Source organism: Plantibacter sp. H53 (assembly GCF_001650455.1).
GTDB classification, from domain to species: Bacteria; Actinomycetota; Actinomycetes; order Actinomycetales; family Microbacteriaceae; genus Plantibacter; species Plantibacter flavus_A.
Genome location: NZ_LWCT01000005.1, coordinates 57,497 through 73,673 on the forward strand (window position 1 = coordinate 57,497; position 16,177 = coordinate 73,673).

The following is a 16,177-nucleotide window of genomic DNA, read 5'->3' on the forward strand; positions in this document are numbered from 1 at the left end:
GGACATCACCCTCGCGGATGATGTCCGACCGCCTCCTGGCGGGTGGGACCGAGCTGACCCGTCCGGTGATCAGGCCTCGATGACGAGCGGGACGATCATCGGGCGGCGACGGAAGGACGTGTTGACCCAGCGGCCCACGGTCCGACGGATCACCTGCGACAGCGCGTGCGTGTCGCGGACGCCGTTCTCCGCCGCCTCGGCGAGTGCCTTGGCGACCTTCGGCTTGATGTCGGCGAAGACCTTGTCGTCCTCGGCGAAGCCCTTCGCGTGCACCTCCGGGCCGGAGATGATGTGCCCGGTCTTCGAGTCGACGACGACGATGACCGAGATGAAGCCCTCCTCCGCCAGGATGCGACGGTCCTTGAGGTCGGCGTCGGTGATCTCGCCGACGGTCGAGCCGTCGACGTAGACGAGCCCGACGTCGAGCTGCCCGACGACCTTCGCGACGCCGTCCTTCAAGTCGATGACGATGCCATCCTCGCCGATGAAGGTGTTCTGCGCCGGGACTCCGCTGTCGATCGCGAGCTTCTGGTTCGCGACGAGGTGACGGTACTCACCGTGGACCGGGAGCACGTTCTTCGGCTGAAGGATGTTGTAGCAGTACAGCAGCTCACCGGCGGCCGCGTGACCGGAGACGTGGACCTTCGCGTTGCCCTTGTGGACGACGGTGGCACCGAGCTTCGTCAGGCCGTCGATGACCCGGTAGACCGCGTTCTCGTTGCCCGGGATGAGGCTCGAGGCGAGGATGACGGTGTCGCCCGGGCCCGGTTCGATCGCGTGGTCGAGGTTCGCCATCCGGCTGAGGACGGCCATCGGCTCGCCCTGTGACCCGGTCGACATGTAGACGATCTTGTCCTCGGGGAGGTCCTTCGCCTTCTTGTAGTCGATGAGCAGGCCCTCGGGGACGTTCAGGTACCCGAGGTCGGCTGCGATACCCATGTTGCGCACCATGGACCGACCGAGGAACGCGACCCGCCGGCCATGGGCGTGAGCCGCGTCGAGGACCTGCTGGACGCGGTGCACGTGACTCGAGAAGCTCGCGACGATGACGCGGCGCTCGGACTTCGCGATGACCTGGTCGAGGACCGGCCCGATGGACCGCTCGAGCGGCGTGAATCCCGGAACGTCGGCGTTCGTCGAGTCGACGAGGAAGAGGTCGACGCCTTCTTCACCGAGGCGGGCGAAGGCGCGGAGGTCCGTCAGGCGGCCGTCCAGCGGCAACTGGTCCATCTTGAAGTCACCGGTCACGAGGACCGTGCCGGCGTCGGTGTCGATGAACACCGCGAGCGCGTCCGGGATCGAGTGGTTGACCGCGACGAACTCGAGGTCGAACGGCCCCAGCGCCTCGATCTGACCCTCCTTCACCGGCAGGGTGTAAGGGACGATGCGGTGTTCCTTGAGCTTCGCCTCGATGAGCGCGAGCGTCAGGCCGGAACCGATCAGCGGGATGTCCTTGCGGAGCTTCAGGAGGTAGGGCACGGCGCCGATGTGGTCCTCGTGACCGTGCGTGAGCACGACCCCGACGATGTCGTCGAGCCGGTCCTTGATGGAGGTGAAATCGGGAAGGATCAGGTCGACGCCCGGCTGGTGTTCTTCGGGGAAGAGCACGCCGCAGTCGACGATCAGGATCTTGCCGTCGATCTCGAAGCAGGTCATGTTCCTGCCGATCTCGCCGAGTCCTCCGATGGGGATGACGCGGAGCGTCCCCGGTTCGAGGACTGGCGGATCGATGATGGTATTGGGCATGTAGCCCCCCTCTGGTTTGTCTAGCGAGTCGTACCGGCGACCTTGGGCAGCGCGCCACCGGCGGCGGCGTTGCGGTCTGGCCGGAAGTTGCGGAAGTCGACGCCTGGGATGTCCTTCACCAGGTCGATCTCATCCTCGATCTGCGCGGCCTCCCACTCCTCCGGACCGACCAGCGGAAGACGTACCCGCGGGCTCTGGATCCGGCCGAGGCCGTGCAAGATGTATTTGGCGGCGACGGTGCCGGGGACGTGGGTCATGACCGCGCGCACGAGCGGCTCGAGCTGCCGGTGCGCGGCGGTCGCCGCGACGAGGTCGCCGGAGTTCACCGCGTCGACCATGTGTCGGTAGGGCGTCGGCGCGATGTTGGCCGTGACGCCGATGAGGCCGGTGCCGCCGATGGCGAGCGTCGGCAGTGCGTTGGCGTCGTCGCCGGCGAAGTACATGAGGTCCGTCTGGTTCATGACCCGGCTCACCTCACTGAGGTCGCCCTTGGCGTCCTTCACCGCGAGGATGTTCGGGTGCTTGGCCGCACGCAGGATCGTCTCGTAGGTGATGGGGATGCCGGTCCGCCCCGGGATGTCGTAGAGAATGACGGGCAGATCCGTGGAGTCGGCGATCATGCGGAAGTGGGTGAGCACGCCGGCCTGGGTGGGCTTGTTGTAGTACGGGGTGACGATCATGTTGCCGTCGGCGCCCGCCTGCTCGCTCTTCTTCGCGAGCTCGATCGCGTGGGCCGTCTCGTTGGAGCCACCACCGGTGATGATCTTCGCGCGCCCGCCCGCGACGGCCTTGCCGACCTCGACGAGCTTCACCTTCTCCGGGTCCGTCAGCGTCGACGTCTCACCCGTGGTGCCGGTGACGACGATGCCGTCGGCCCCCGCGGTCACGACGTCGTCGATGTGTCGCTCGACGGCCTTCCAGTCGACCTCGCCGTCGGCGGTGAACGGCGTCACCAGGGCGACGAGGACTTGACCGAAGGGGTTCTCTGCACGCGACACGCTCTCAGGCTATCGGGTTTCCCTCGTGCGGGTCACCATCCGCACAGGCGTCACCTCGCGTCACAGAGGCTCAGGGACCGGTACCCGGACCCTATGCTGACGGACACCATGCACCCGACGGCCGCCCTCTCGCTGATCCTCGTCCTCGTCCTGTCCACGACGGCGGTGGGTCTGATCGTGCGTGCACGGAGCGGGCGTGCGACGCACCGCACCGACGGCGACCGCCTCTCGCCGGCGGCACTCGGGACGACCACTCCGCTCGGCCGATCGGCCACCCTGGTGCAGTTCAGCACCGAGTTCTGTGCCCTGTGCCCCGGCACCAGACGACTGCTGCACGAGCTGGCCGATGGGGAGGCCGGCGTGGGCGTCCTCGACGTCGACCTGACCCACCGTCCCGACCTCGCGGACCGCTTCGCCGTCCTGCAGACGCCCACCGTCCTCCTCCTCGACCGCGCCGGGATCGTGCGCGGTCGGTTCTCCGGGGCCGCACGCCGTGCGGTGCTCGCCGGCGAGCTGCGATCCGTCCTCGGGAGACCGGCATGACCTCGAACCCTCCAGCAGCACAGCCGACCGGCATCGACCCGCGCAGCCCGCGGTTCGGCGCGACCGTGACCGCCGTGCTCCTCCTCGTCGCCGTCTTCCTCGCGCTGACGGCGCCGCTCGCCGACACGCCGCCCGCGCGGGCCGGCCAACCGGCCTTCGTCCTCCTCGTCGTCATCGCAGCCCTGTTCGCGTGGGGCGCGTTCGCCGGGATCCGACGCCACCCGTACGGCGTCGTCTTCCGACGCCTCATCCGCCCGAGGCTCGGCCCGCCCACCGAACTCGAGGCACCTGAACCACCGACCTTCGCCCAGGGCGTCGGCCTGGTGGTGGTCGCGATCGGACTCGTGCTGCACCTCATCGGGGTGCCGGGATCGCTCGCCGTCTCCGCCGGTGCCGCGTTCGTCGCCGCCTTCCTCAACGCGGCGTTCGGGTTCTGCCTCGGTTGCCGCCTGTATGTGCTCCTCCTCCGCGCCCGTGTCATCGGGCGACAGGCGTGACGGCGGCCCGAAGCACCTGACGACACCGTTTGTCGACGGGGTGACCGTCCAGGTCGATCCGGTTAGGCTGACCCCACGAACACCAGCGCCGATGCGCTCCTGCACGGCCCGACGATGGAGGTTGCACCATGGCGGTAACAAGCGAAGCCACGACGGTCTGGAACGGCACGCTCTTCGAGGGATCGGGGCACACGAGCCTCGACACCTCCGAGGCGGCCGAGTTCGCGGTCGACTGGAAGGCACGCTCCGAGGGATCCAACACGACGACGACCCCGGAGGAACTGCTCGGGGCTGCGCACGCCTCCTGCTACTCGATGGCGTTCGCCAACGAACTCACGAGCGCCGGATTCCCGCCGGAGCGCATCCAGGCGACCGCAGCGGTCTCCTTCACCCCCGGCACCGGCATCACCGGCAGCCACCTGCTCGTCAGCGCGGTCGTGCCCGGCATCTCCGAGGCCGACTTCGAGCGCATCGCCACGGCGGCGAAGGACGGCTGCCCGGTCTCGCAGGCGCTCGCCGGCATCCCGATCACCCTCGAAGCCAGCCTCGCGTAACCACCACCGTCCAGCAGCACGACCAGGAAGGCGACGCGCATGCGCATCGTGATCGGCGGGGCCTCCGGGCTCATCGGAACGGCGCTCGGGCGCTCCCTCGAGACCGACGGCCATGAGGTCGTCCGGCTCGTACGACGTCCGGCGCGCGGTGCCGGAGAAGCGGAGTGGGATCCGCTGGCAGGAACGCTGGACCCGCGAGTCCTGAGCGGCGCCGACGCGGTCGTCAACCTCTCCGGCGCCTCCCTGGGCAAGCTGCCGTGGACGGCGGCCTACCGATCCACGATCCTCTGGTCACGACTCAGCGCCACCCGGACCCTCGTCGACGCCATGAACCGGGCCGAGCAGCCACCGGCCGCCTTCCTCAGTGGTTCGGCGGTCGGGTACTACGGCGACCGTCCGGGAGAGACCCTCACGGAGGACTCCTCCAGAGGGACCGGATTCCTCGCCGACGTCGTCGTCGCCTGGGAGGACTCGGCGCTCGCGGCGCCCGACGCCGTCCGCACCGTGCTACTCCGCAACGGCATCGTCGTCGACCTGGCAGGCGTGCTCAAGCCGCTGGCACCGCTCACCCGGTTCGGGGTCGCCGGTCCGCTCGGTTCGGGCCGCCAGTTCTGGCCCTGGATCGGGCTGCAGGACGAGGTCCGGGCGATCACCCACCTCCTGGCCTCGACGCTCTCCGGACCGGTGAACCTGTGCGGTCCGCAGGCCGCCCGCGCCGACGACCTCATGTTCGAGCTCGCCAGACGGATGAACCGGCCCTATCTGCTCCGCGTCCCGACGTTCGCCCTCAAGGCGCTCCTCGGTGACGCCGCCGACGGACTGCTGCTGAGCGATCAGCGCGTCGAACCTCGTCGGCTCCTGGACGACGGCTTCACGTTCAGCACGCCGACCGTCGAGCAGGCGTTGGCCGAAGCACTCGCCCGCGACTGAACGACGGGACGCCGCCGCTCCGGTCAGCTCCGCGAGAGCCGGATCGCCTGTCGGATGGCCTGCCGTGCGCGGCGGCGGTCTCCGGCACCGTCGTAGACGAGTCCGAGGCGGTACCAGGACCGCCAGTCGTCTGGAGCGGCCTCGGCCGCGTCGCGGTACTTCGGGAACAGCTCGTCTGCGGCATCACGCATCGGCCGGCCGCTCTCGCGGGTCTCGACCTGCTCGGGCGGAAGGCCGCCCTCGGCCTCGAGGCGGACTCCGAGTCGCTCGGCGCCCAGCCCGAAGGCGATCTCGCGCCAGAGCGCCCAGACGCCGAGGATCGGCAGGACGATGAGCGCCGCACCCATGGCGATGCCGACAGGCTCGCCCGTGCCGAGGAGGACGACGGCACGGTACCCGACGAGGACGATGTAGAGGACGAGCAGGGCCGCGATGATCGCGACCATGACGCGGGTCTTCACAGGGCGCTGGCCGCCGCGGCTTGACCGGAGACGTGCTCGGGCGCCCCCTGGGCGGGCCGCCGACCCGCCGACCCTGGGCGATCGAGTCCGAGGTCGAGCAGACTGTCGAGACCGACGGTGACCCCCCGGGCGTCGCGGGCGGCGACGAGGGCGAGCCGGATGCCCCGCTCGTAGGACGCGGGCGAGATCGTGTCGTGCGTGATCGTGACGAGTTCGTCGACGCCACCGAACACGACCTCCTGGCGGGCGACGACGCCCTGGAGCCGCAGGCTGTGGATCGGGATGCTCGAGACCTGCTGTCCCCTCGCCCGCTGGTCGGTGTGCGGAGCGGCGACGGGCCCACGGTCGCCACGAGCGGCCATCATCAGCTCGGCGGTGCGCACGGCGGTGCCGGAGGGCGAGTCCACCTTCGTGTCGCGGTGGGACTCGATGATCTCGATCGAGTCGAAGAAGCGCGCAGCTACGGTCGCGAGACTCGTCGACAGGACGGACCCCAGCGAGAAGTTGGGGATGATGACGACGCCCTGCTCGGGCAGCTCGGCGAGCCGGCGGTCGAGTCGCTGGATACGCTCGGCCGACCAACCGCTCGTCCCGACGAGCACGTTGATGCCCTGAGCGACGGCGTGGTCGACGATCCGCTGGCTGACACCCGGGACCGTGACGTCGACCACGAGGTCCGCCCCGTCCATCTCGCTCAGCTCGCTCGACGAACCGAGCGACGCGACCAGCTCGAAGTCGTCGAGTGAACCGATGATGCTGGTGAACAGTCGGCCCATCTTGCCGCTCGCGCCGGCCAGCGCCACTCGTGTCGTCATGCCCTCAGCTTACGTGCTGCCCGTCCGGGAGGAGGCGGGCCGCCCGGCTAGACGATGTGCGGCTCGGGAAGACCCGTGCGGAGCTCCATGGGGAGGTGCGCGAGGTCGTTGTGGGTGATGAGGCTCCACGGACGCCCGGCGCGCTGGTGCAGCACCGTCAGTCCGCCGTTGGCCTGGTTGATGCTCACCCAGCGCCATCCGGGCGCCTGGAGCGCCTCGCGGACGAGCCACCCGATGACGAAGTTGTGCGTGATGAGCAGCTCGTGATGGTCACCGCGCTTCGGCGAGAGGAACTCGGCGGCGGCGTCGGCCATCTGCGCTTCGCCCGCCTCGATCTCCGCCTCGGTGATCGAACCGAAGAAGGGGTCGAACGCCGACGGCGTCTCCGGTGTGCGTCCGCTCGGGACGCAGTCGAAGAGCAGTGACGACGGCTCCGGTGTGACGGCCGGCATCCGCTCCGCGATGATCTGGGCGGTCTCCGCGGCACGCTGCAACGGCGAGTGCCATGCCGCGGTCATGGGCACACCGCCGAGGCGCTCCGCGAGCAGCTGTGCCTGACGCCGACCGCGTGCCGACAGTGGTCCGTCGGGCAAGCCGTGCTCAGCGTGCTGCTGCTCGCCGTGTCTGACGAGATACAGGTAATGGGACATTCAACGCACCCCCGCGATGATCGGAGCGAAGGTGTCCTCGTCGACGGCTCCGACCGCCGACACCGTGATGGGCTGCGCGGCGAGGTGCTGCGCGAGCTGCTGGACGTCGTCCTGACCGACGGACTGCAGGCGACGGATGCTCTCGTCGAGGTCGATGAACTCGCCGAGGGTCAGCTCCGCTCGACCGAGTCGGCTCATCCGGGAGTCCGAATCCTCCAGGGCCAGCGCCGATGCGCCGCTCAGCTGGCCGAGCGCCCGCGACAACTCCTCGTCCGTCACGCCGTGCTCGGCGAGCCGGTGGAGTTCGGCGAGCATGAGCTCGGCCACGGTCGCCGCCTTCGCCGTGGAGCAGGCTGCAGCGAGGCCGAAGACGCCGGCGTCCGAGTAGCTGCCGGCGAACGAGTACACCGAGTAGGCGAGCCCGCGCCGTTCGCGGATCTCCTGGAACAGGCGGCTGGACATGCCGCCGCCGAGGATGGAGTTGAGCATGCTCATGGCGAATCGTCGCTCATCGCCCGCGATGAGACCCGCTCCGCCGATCTGCAGGTGGACCTGCTCGGTGGGCCGGTGTACGACCGAGAGCGGCGAGCCGCCGACGATGGCAGCAGGAGCGAGCGTCCGACGCGCGACCGGTGCGGCCACCGCGTCCGCCGGCCAGCCCGCATGCACGAGCGCCTCGGACACCTGGACGACGAGCGCGTCGTGGTCGACCGCGCCGGCCGCCGTCACGATGACGTCGTTCGCGCGGTAGTTGGCTCGGTAGTGCGCCACGACGGCGTCCCGGCCGACCTCGATGATCGACTGCGGGTGACCGCCGATGGGACGCCCGAGGGGGTGCTCGCCGAGCACGCGCTCGAAGAACCGTTCGTTGGCGACGTCCCCCGGATCGTCGTCCATCATCGCGAGCTCTTCGAGGATGACGCCGCGTTCGTTCTCGAACTCTTCCGGGTCGAGCAGCGAGGAGGTGAGCATGTCGGTGATGACGTCGACCGCCATCGGCAGGTCGCGATCGCGCACCTTGGCGTAGTAGCAGGTGTGCTCCTTGGCCGTGAGCGCGTTGTGCTCGCCGCCGACGGCGTCGAAGGCGACCGCGATGTCGAGGGCGGAACGCGACGGCGTGCCCTTGAACAGGAGGTGCTCCAGGAAGTGCGTCGAGCCGAAGGTCGCCGGTCGATCGGCGGTCTCCGGTTGTTCGTCGCGGGAACCGACGGCCACCCAGTAGCCGATCGTCGCGCTACGGCTGCCCGGCATGTGTTCGCTCAGGATGCGCAGCCCGTTGGGCAGGACCGTCCGGCGGACGAGCGCGTCCCCGGATGCGGTGAACGCGAGCTCGGGACGAGTGAGCGGAAAGTCGACGGCGGCGTTCATCACCCCAACCATACGTCAGGTTCCCGGGCGTCGCGCGCGAGCGACCGTGCGCAGGCGACCGCCGGTCGACTCAGCGCAAGCGACCGGAGACGCGGTCGAGCTCGAGGATCTGCCCGCGGCTCAGCCGCACGTCGGCGGCCGCGATGAGCGAGTCGACGTGAGCCGGCTGGGACGCGCTCGCGATGGGCGCGACGACGCCGGGACGGGACATGGCCCAGGCGAGCGCGGCCGAGGCCACCGTGCAGCGGTTCTCCTCCGCGATCTCGTCGAGGACGTGCAGGACCCGCAGTCCGCGGCGGTGGAGATGGGTCGCGGCGCGACTGCCGCGGGTGCTCGGGTCGAGGTCGGAACGAGTGCGGTAGCGGCCCGTCAGGAACCCGTTCGCGAGGGCGAAGTAGGGCAGGACACCGAGGTGCTGGGCCGTCGCGACGAGCGCGAGGGTACTCTCGTACGGCTCCCGGTGCATGAGGCTGTAGTGCGTCTCGAGCGCGACGAACTGGGTGAAGCCGCTCGCCGAGAGGATCCGCGCCTCCATCAGCCGTTCAGGGGTCGTGTTCGAGGTGCCGAGGTAGCGGACCTTGCCGGTCTCGATCAGCCAGTCGACCGTCCCGAGGCTGTCCGCCAACGGGATGCTCGGGTCGTCGTCGTGGAAGGACAGCAGGTCGATGTGGTCGGTCTGCAACCGTTCGAGCGCCGCCTCGACCGCGCGGATGATGCTCACCGAGCCGAGACCCGGGTAGTCGGGGTGCCGGCCGATCTTCGTCGCGACGACCATGTCGTCCCGGTTGCGGCGCTTCCGCATCCAGTTGCCGATGAGGATCTCGCTGCGTCCGCCCGCGTAGCTGTCGGCGGTGTCCACCATGTTGCCGCCGGAGTCGTGGAACCGGTCGAGGATGTCCGACGTCGTGTCGGGGTCGACCGTCCACCCGAACACGCTGCCGCCGAGCACGACCGGGAAGACCGACAACTCGGAGTCGCCGATCGTGCGCCTCGGTGCCTCAGAGGGCTCGGGGTCCTGGACGGGCGTCGGGAAGGACGGGTGCGGGACGAGCTGCTCGGGACGCCGACTCGCGTCGTCGTCGACGCCGTCCGCTGCTCCGCCGACGAGAGAACTGCCACGGGTGCTCGACGAGCGCCAGAGGTGTGGCATCCCCTGCCCCTCTCTCGGTCCGCCGACCGGTGACGCGCTGCACCGTCGGGATCCGTGCGTGGAGCGACGGGCCGGTGCTTGCTCACCAGGCTAGAGGAGACCGGCGACTTCGGCCGGACGACATCACGACCGGGTGGCAACTGATTCGTAACGATTGCGGGAGTCGGTCGATCACCTCGGACCGACGGACACCTCGGCACGGGCGAGCACGCGTCGCGCGTGTCGCAGGAGGGGCTCGTCGACCATGCGTCCCTCGTGCCGGAACACGCCGGCGGCTCCCGCTGCGGCGTCGAGCAGCGCACGAGCCGCTGACACCGATCGGGGGTCCGGGCGGTAGGCGGCGCGAACGGTCGGGACCTGTCCCGGGTGGATGCACGCGGAGGCGATGCAGCCGACGGCGGCCGCGTCCGCCGCCTCGTGCGCGAGCCCGTCGAGATCGTCGATGTCGAGGTGGACCGCGTCGATCGCGGCCACCCCGGCGGCTCCCGCGGCGAGCAGCACCGAGGAGCGAGCCTGTCGGACGACGTCCCGGTATCGCCCGTCGGCCAGTCTGCTACTCGTGCCACCCAGGGAGGCGATGAGGTCTTCAGAGCCCCACATGAGCGCGAGGACCGCAGGATGGGCGGCCAACGCGGGTGCCTGCACGACACCGGCAGCGGTCTCGCACAGCGCGATGATCCGGACGTCCGGGATCGCGTCCACGAGCCGGTCGAGCGCCGCGGTCGTCTCCGTCTTCGCCAGCATCACCGTGCGATAGGCGGTGTCCGCGAGTGCCGCGACATCGTCGTCGAAGTCGACGGTGCCAGCCGGGTCGACCCGGACGACCGTGCGTGAGGGATCGAGCGGATGGTCGACGATCGCCCGGCGGGCGGCCGGCTTGTCGGCCGGGGCCACGGCGTCCTCGAGGTCGAGGATGACGGCGTCCGCGCGCGCGGCCGCTTTCGCGAAGCGATCGGGGCGGTCCGCCGGGACGAAGAGGATCGCCGGCCCCAGGTCGAACGCCGCGGCGCCGGTCACGATGCACCCGAGCACTGGACGAGCGTGCTCCTGGTCGCGGTCGCGACGACGACGCCGTCCTGGTTCCGACCCGTGTGGAGCAGGGTGACGACACCCTCGCCCGGCCTCGACGACGACAGCCGTTTGGCCGTCACGAGCGTCTCGGCGTACAGCGTGTCGCCGTGGTGCATCGGATTCGGGAAAGCGATGTCGGCGAAGCCCAGGTTCGCGACGATCGTCTGCTCGGTGAGCTGCGCGACCGACAGCCCCACGAGCGTCGAGAGGGTCAGCATCGAGTTCACGAGCCGTTCCCCGAAGGGCCCGGTCGCAGACCATGCGGCATCCACGTGCAGTGACTGCCCGTTCATCGTGAGGGTCGAGAACAGGACGTTGTCGGCTTCCGTGAGGGTGCGCCCGGGGCGATGGCGGTAGGTCGCACCCACCACGAACTCCTCGAAGTACAGACCTCGCTGCTCGATCACGGGGCCGGACGACGTCTCGGACGAGTCGGTCATCATGACCTCACGACGCGAAGCCGAGTTCGCGGGCGATGATCATGAGCTGCACCTCGGTGGTGCCCTCCCCGATCTCGAGGATCTTCGAGTCCCGGTAGTGCCGCGCCACCGGGTTCTCGTTGAGGAACCCGTAGCCGCCGAAGATCTGGGTCGCGTCGCGGGCGTTGTCCATCGCGGCCTCCCCGGCGACCATCTTCGCGATGGAGGCCTCCATCTTGTAGGGCGCTCCCCGGAGCATGCGCGACGCGGCGTCGTAGTAGGCCTGCCTGGCGGTGTGGACCCGCGCCTGCATCTTCGCGATCCGGAAGGCGATCCACTGGTTGTCGCCGATCGCCCGACCGAACACGACCCGCTCCTTGGCGTAGCGGATCGCCTCCTCGAGGCAGCCCTGGGCGGCTCCGACGGCGAGCGCGGCCACGGCGATCCGTCCACCGTCGAGCGCGGTGAGGAAGTTGGCGTATCCGCGCCCGCGTTCGCCGAGCAGGTTGCCCTCCGGTACACGGACGTCCTCGAACCGCAGCGGGTGGGTGTCGGAGGTGTGCCAGCCGACCTTGTCGTAGGGCGGTAGCGCGGTGAAGCCCGGCGTCGGGACCGGCACGAGGATCGACGACAGCTCCTTCGTCACCCGGCCGTCGGATCGGACCCGCTCCCCCGTGACGGCCGTGACCGTCACGAGACGGGTGATCTCGCTCCCGGAGTTGGTGATGAACTGCTTCGTGCCGTTGATCACCCACTCACCGTCGACGAGCTCGGCGGTGGTCTCCGTCGCGCCTGCATCACTGCCGGCACGCGCCTCGGTGAGGCCGAAGGCGGCGAGCGCCTGCCCGCTCGCGAGCTGCGGGATCCATTCCTCGCGCTGGGCGTCGGTGCCGTACAGGTAGATCGGCATGGCTCCGAGGCCGACGCCGGCCTCGAGGGTGACGCCGATGCTCTGGTCGACGCGTCCGAGCTGCTCGACGGCGAGGCAGAGCGCGAAGTAGTCCATCCCCCCGCCGCCGAGTTCCTTCGGGAACGGCAGCCCGAAGAGTCCCAGCTCCCCCATCTGCGCGATGATGTCGTACGGCAGACGCCGTTCCGTGTCGTACTGGTAGGCGGCGGGCGCGACGACCTCGTCGGCGAACGCCTTGACCGTGTCGACGATCCGCTGGTGCTCGGGGCTGAGCTCGGTGTTCATGCTGATGCTCCGTTCGTGGGTGCTGCATCGGTTGGGGCTGCGTTCAGGTGGGCTGCGACGTGGTCTGCGGCGATCGTCGCGACCGACTGACGGGTGGCGACCGTGCCACCCGTGGAGACGTGGAGGGTGACCGTGCCGTCGGTCGTGGCGGTGAGGAGGTGCTCCATCTTCATCGCTTCGACGGTGACGAGCGGCTGACCGGCGGTGACGGCGTCGCCGCTCGTGACGTGCACGGCCGTGACGGTGCCGGGCATCGGCGTCCGCACCTCCGGATCGACCGCACCGGCCGCGGTCGGATCCCCGCCGGCTGGGAGCGCCTCACGCGGGACCACCTCGACCACACTGATGGCACCGTCGAGCGCGATCCATCGTTCGTCCCCCACGCGGACGGTCTCCAAGGGGATGCTGACACCGTCGTGCTCGAACCGCAGGGTGCCGTCCGACCGGCTGAGGACCGCGGCCCGCGTCGGTGCCGCGTCATCGACGGAGACGCTCGCGTCGTCGCTCGAGCCGCGCACCTCGATGCGGACGATGCGTCCGTCCTCAAGACGCAGGTGCTGTCGCGTCGGTGCTGCCACGCCGAGGCGCCACCCACCGGGGTCCGACCACGGCGTCCCGAGTCCGGCGGTCCGCGCTGCGGCCTTGAATCGCCGGTCCTCCGTTTCGGCGAGCGCCGCGGCGGTCAGGATCCGCTCGGACGTCGAGTCGGACGGACGGTCGTCGAGCAGGTCGGCGATGAGACCGGTGTGCAGCCGTCCCGCGACGACGTCCTCGTCGGCGAGGAGCCGCCGGAGGAAGCCGAGGTTCGTGCGGACACCGAAGACCACCGTCGCCGCGAGCGCGGCGTCGAGTCGCCGGAGCGCGGTCCCGCGATCCTCGGCCCAGCAGACGATCTTCGCGAGCATCGGGTCGTACCACGGGCCGACGAACTGCCCGGCGACGATGCCGCCGTCGACGCGGACCCCCGGCCCCTGCGGCAGACGCACGCGCTCGAGCACCCCGGTCTGGGGCAGGAAGCCGTTCGACGGGTCCTCCGCGTACAGCCGCGCCTCCACCGCGTGACCACGCAGGACGACGTCGTCCTGCGTCATCGTCAGCGGTTCACCGGCGGCGACGCGCACCTGCCACTCCACGAGGTCGAGCCCCGTGACGAGCTCGGTGACCGGATGCTCCACCTGCAACCGCGTGTTCATCTCGAGGAAGGCGAACTCGTCGGGTCGGTCGTCGGCGACGAGGAACTCGACGGTCCCCACCCCTCGGTAGCCGACGCTCCGGGCGACCGTGCAGGCCGCCTCGCCGAGTCGCGCCCGCTGCCGGTCGTCGATGAGCGGCGACGGGGACTCCTCCACCACTTTCTGGTGCCGACGCTGGAGCGAGCACTCGCGCTCCCCGAGGTGCACGACCGCACCGTGGGCGTCTGCGAGCACCTGCACCTCGATGTGCCGGGGTCTCGTGGCGAACCGCTCGAGGAGGAGCGTGGCGTCGCCGAAGGCCGCCTCGGCCACCCGGTGCGCGGAGGCGATGGCCGATGGGAGCTCCTCAGCGCGTTCCACCACCTGCATCCCCTTGCCGCCGCCTCCGCCCGCCGGCTTGACGATGAGCGGGAAGCCGATGGCGACGCCGGCACGGACGAGCGCGTCGTCGTCGAGCGAGGCGTCGGCGACGCCCTCGATGATCGGGACGCCTCGAGCCGCGACGTGGTCCTTCGCCCGGATCTTGTCGCCCATGAGGACCAGGGCGCGCTCGTCCGGTCCGATGAAGACGATCCCGGCAGCGGCGAGCGCCCTCGCGAGCGCGGGTTGTTCGGACAGGAAGCCGTACCCCGGGTGCACCGCCTCGGCCCCGGTCGTGACGGCGGCCCGGACGACGGCGTCGACGTCGAGATAGCTGTCCGAGGCCGGCGCGGGTCCCAGGCGGACGGCGCGGTCCGCGAGCCGGACATGCGGGGCGTCGCGGTCAGCGTCACTGAAGACCGCGATGCTCTCGATGTCCATCGCGGTGAGCGTGCGGATCACGCGACAGGCGATCTCGCCGCGGTTCGCGACGAGGACGGAGCGGAAGGGACGCGCGGATGCCTGGCCCGGTCGGTTCGGTGTCCGGATCGTCATGCCGTCACATCCTGAAGAGGCCGAAGCCGGGTTCCGGCAGGGGCGCGCGGGAGCACACCTCGAGCGCGAGTCCGAGGACCGTGCGGGTCCGGGCGGGATCGATGATGCCGTCGTCCCAGAGCCGCGCGGTCGAGTAGTACGGGTTGCCCTGCTCCTCGAAGTCGGCGAGGATCGGCGCCCGGAAGTCATCCTCCGCCTGGGCGGTCCACGCCTCACCGCGAGCCTCGAGCTGGTCGCGCTTGACGGTCGCGAGGACACTCGCCGCCTGCTGTCCCCCCATGACGGAGATGCGCGCGCCCGGCCACATCCAGAGGAAGCGGGGGTCGTAGGCCCGGCCGCACATGGAGTAGTTGCCGGCGCCGAACGAACCGCCGATCACGACCGTCAGCTTCGGCACCCGGGTGGTGGCGACCGCGGTGACCATCTTCGCGCCGTGCTTGGCGATGCCTCCGGCCTCGGCGTCACTGCCGACCATGAAGCCCGAGATGTTCTGGAGGAACAGCAACGGGATGCCGCGCTGGTCGGCGAGCTCGATGAAGTGGGCGCCCTTCAGGGCCGACTCGCTGAAGAGGACGCCGTTGTTCGCGATGATGCCGACCAAGTGCCCGTGCAGCCTGGCGAACCCGGTCACGAGGGTGTCGCCGTACTCGCGCTTGAACTCCGAGAAGTCACTGCCGTCAACGAGCCGCGCGATCACCTCACGGACGTCGTAGGCCGTCTGCAGCTCCGCCGGCACGACGCCGTACAGCTCCGCCTCCGGGACGACCGGCGGCACGCTCGGATGCACCTCCCACGCGCGCGGGTGGGGCGCCGGCAGCGTCGCGACCGCATCCCGGAGGATGTCGAGCGCGTGCGCGTCGTCGTCGGCGAGATGGTCGGTGACCCCCGACACCCGGGCGTGGAGCTCGCCGCCGCCGAGCTGCTCCGGCGTCACGACCTCGCCGATCGCGGCCTTCACGAGGGGTGGACCGCCCAGGAAGATCGTGCCCTGGCCACGCACGATGACGTTCTCGTCGCTCATGGCGGGGACGTACGCGCCGCCGGCGGTGCAGGACCCGAGCACGGCCGCGAGTTGCGGGATGCCGGCCGCCGACATCCTGGCCTGGTTGAAGAAGATCCGGCCGAAGTGGTCCCGATCCGGGAAGACCTCGTCCTGCGTCGGGAGGTTCGCTCCCCCGGAATCGACGAGGTACAGGCAGGGCAGCCGGTTCGCGGCCGCGATCTCCTGGGCCCGGAGGTGCTTCTTCACCGTCATCGGGAAGTACGAGCCACCCTTCGCGGTCGCGTCGTTCGACACGACGAGCACGTGTCGTCCGTGGACGAGGCCGATCCCGGCGATGACCCCGGCGCCGGGGGTCGCGTCGTCGTACATGCCGTGTGCGGCCAAGGGCGCGATCTCCAGGAAGGGGCTCCCCTCGTCGAGCAGGCGGTCGACCCGATCGCGTGGCAGCAGCTTCCCCCGGGCGACGTGCCGCACCCGCGACGCTTCCGGTCCGCCCAGGGCCGCGGTCGCCATCGTCTGCTCGAGCACCGTCACGAGCGCCCGCTGCGCAGCCTCCTGCTCGCGGAATCGGGCTGAGGTGGGATCGGCACCGCTCGTGAGGGTGGGCACTCGGGCTCCTGTCGTCGTCGACCGTGAGTGCATTCAGTTACTCACCACTCACTGAAAGAG

General features: G+C 70.2%; 16 protein-coding genes. 4 read left to right on the plus strand and 12 right to left on the minus strand.

Annotation, left to right across the window (positions count from 1 at the left end; translation table 11 throughout):
• Nucleotides 1-69 precede the first annotated feature (69 nt).
• Both A4X17_RS04365 and dapA read right to left on the minus strand, forming a co-directional pair.
• On the minus strand, nt 70-1,746 hold the full coding sequence (locus A4X17_RS04365; RefSeq protein ID WP_064294449.1) for a ribonuclease J: 1,677 nt from the start codon (nt 1,744-1,746) through the stop codon (nt 70-72).
• 20 nt (nt 1,747-1,766) lie between these two features.
• The gene (dapA, locus tag A4X17_RS04370; RefSeq protein ID WP_064294450.1) at nt 1,767-2,744 is read right to left on the minus strand and encodes a 4-hydroxy-tetrahydrodipicolinate synthase; all 978 of its coding nucleotides are present in this window, start codon (nt 2,742-2,744) and stop codon (nt 1,767-1,769) included.
• A gap of 93 nt (nt 2,745-2,837) precedes the next feature.
• Here dapA and A4X17_RS04375 point away from each other — a divergent pair, with 93 nt between their 5' ends.
• The 4 genes from A4X17_RS04375 to A4X17_RS04390 all read left to right on the plus strand — a co-directional run bounded on the left by A4X17_RS04375 (nt 2,838) and on the right by A4X17_RS04390 (nt 5,268).
• Nucleotides 2,838-3,287, plus strand: coding sequence for a thioredoxin family protein (locus A4X17_RS04375; RefSeq protein ID WP_231884286.1), 450 nt, complete (start codon nt 2,838-2,840; stop codon nt 3,285-3,287).
• Nucleotides 3,284-3,784: a DUF4395 domain-containing protein gene (locus A4X17_RS04380; protein ID WP_064294451.1), complete on the plus strand. Its 501-nt coding sequence runs from the start codon at nt 3,284-3,286 to the stop codon at nt 3,782-3,784. Before A4X17_RS04375 ends, A4X17_RS04380 begins: the two co-directional genes overlap by 4 nt.
• A gap of 128 nt (nt 3,785-3,912) precedes the next feature.
• On the plus strand, nt 3,913-4,338 hold the full coding sequence (locus A4X17_RS04385) for an OsmC family peroxiredoxin (protein WP_064294452.1): 426 nt from the start codon (nt 3,913-3,915) through the stop codon (nt 4,336-4,338).
• 39 nt (nt 4,339-4,377) lie between these two features.
• Nucleotides 4,378-5,268, plus strand: coding sequence for a TIGR01777 family oxidoreductase (locus tag A4X17_RS04390; RefSeq protein WP_064294453.1), 891 nt, complete (start codon nt 4,378-4,380; stop codon nt 5,266-5,268).
• 23 nt (nt 5,269-5,291) lie between these two features.
• Here A4X17_RS04390 and A4X17_RS04395 read toward each other — a convergent pair whose 3' ends face one another.
• The 10 genes from A4X17_RS04395 to A4X17_RS04440 form a co-directional block, all read right to left on the minus strand.
• A complete protein-coding gene (locus A4X17_RS04395) occupies nt 5,292-5,714 on the minus strand; it encodes a hypothetical protein (RefSeq protein ID WP_194718991.1) in 423 nt (140 codons plus the stop codon).
• An 11-nt stretch (nt 5,715-5,725) separates the two neighbouring features.
• The gene (gene dapB / locus A4X17_RS04400) at nt 5,726-6,544 is read right to left on the minus strand and encodes a 4-hydroxy-tetrahydrodipicolinate reductase (protein WP_064294455.1); all 819 of its coding nucleotides are present in this window, start codon (nt 6,542-6,544) and stop codon (nt 5,726-5,728) included.
• Nucleotides 6,545-6,591: 47 nt separating this feature from the next.
• Nucleotides 6,592-7,194 (minus strand): histidine phosphatase family protein, encoded by a 603-nt coding sequence (locus A4X17_RS04405; protein WP_064294456.1) that lies wholly within the window; start codon nt 7,192-7,194, stop codon nt 6,592-6,594.
• Complete coding sequence (locus A4X17_RS04410) at nt 7,195-8,562, minus strand: pitrilysin family protein (RefSeq protein ID WP_064294457.1); 1,368 nt, start codon at nt 8,560-8,562, stop codon at nt 7,195-7,197.
• 70 nt (nt 8,563-8,632) lie between these two features.
• The gene (locus tag A4X17_RS04415; RefSeq protein WP_079002693.1) at nt 8,633-9,712 is read right to left on the minus strand and encodes an aldo/keto reductase; all 1,080 of its coding nucleotides are present in this window, start codon (nt 9,710-9,712) and stop codon (nt 8,633-8,635) included.
• Between the two features lie 171 nt (nt 9,713-9,883).
• Nucleotides 9,884-10,729 (minus strand): CoA ester lyase, encoded by an 846-nt coding sequence (locus A4X17_RS04420; RefSeq protein ID WP_064294519.1) that lies wholly within the window; start codon nt 10,727-10,729, stop codon nt 9,884-9,886.
• Nucleotides 10,726-11,223 carry a MaoC family dehydratase gene (locus tag A4X17_RS04425; RefSeq protein ID WP_064294520.1) on the minus strand — a complete coding sequence of 166 codons (498 nt, stop codon included), beginning with the start codon at nt 11,221-11,223 and terminating at the stop codon, nt 10,726-10,728. Before A4X17_RS04425 ends, A4X17_RS04420 begins: the two co-directional genes overlap by 4 nt.
• A 7-nt stretch (nt 11,224-11,230) precedes the next feature.
• Nucleotides 11,231-12,397, minus strand: a complete 1,167-nt coding sequence (locus A4X17_RS04430; protein WP_064294458.1) for an acyl-CoA dehydrogenase family protein — start codon at nt 12,395-12,397, stop codon at nt 11,231-11,233.
• Nucleotides 12,394-14,505 (minus strand): biotin carboxylase N-terminal domain-containing protein, encoded by a 2,112-nt coding sequence (locus tag A4X17_RS04435; RefSeq protein WP_064294459.1) that lies wholly within the window; start codon nt 14,503-14,505, stop codon nt 12,394-12,396. The genes A4X17_RS04430 and A4X17_RS04435 overlap by 4 nt, the downstream gene beginning before the upstream one ends.
• A 4-nt stretch (nt 14,506-14,509) precedes the next feature.
• Complete coding sequence (locus tag A4X17_RS04440; RefSeq protein ID WP_231884287.1) at nt 14,510-16,117, minus strand: carboxyl transferase domain-containing protein; 1,608 nt, start codon at nt 16,115-16,117, stop codon at nt 14,510-14,512.
• Nucleotides 16,118-16,177: the final 60 nt, after the last annotated feature.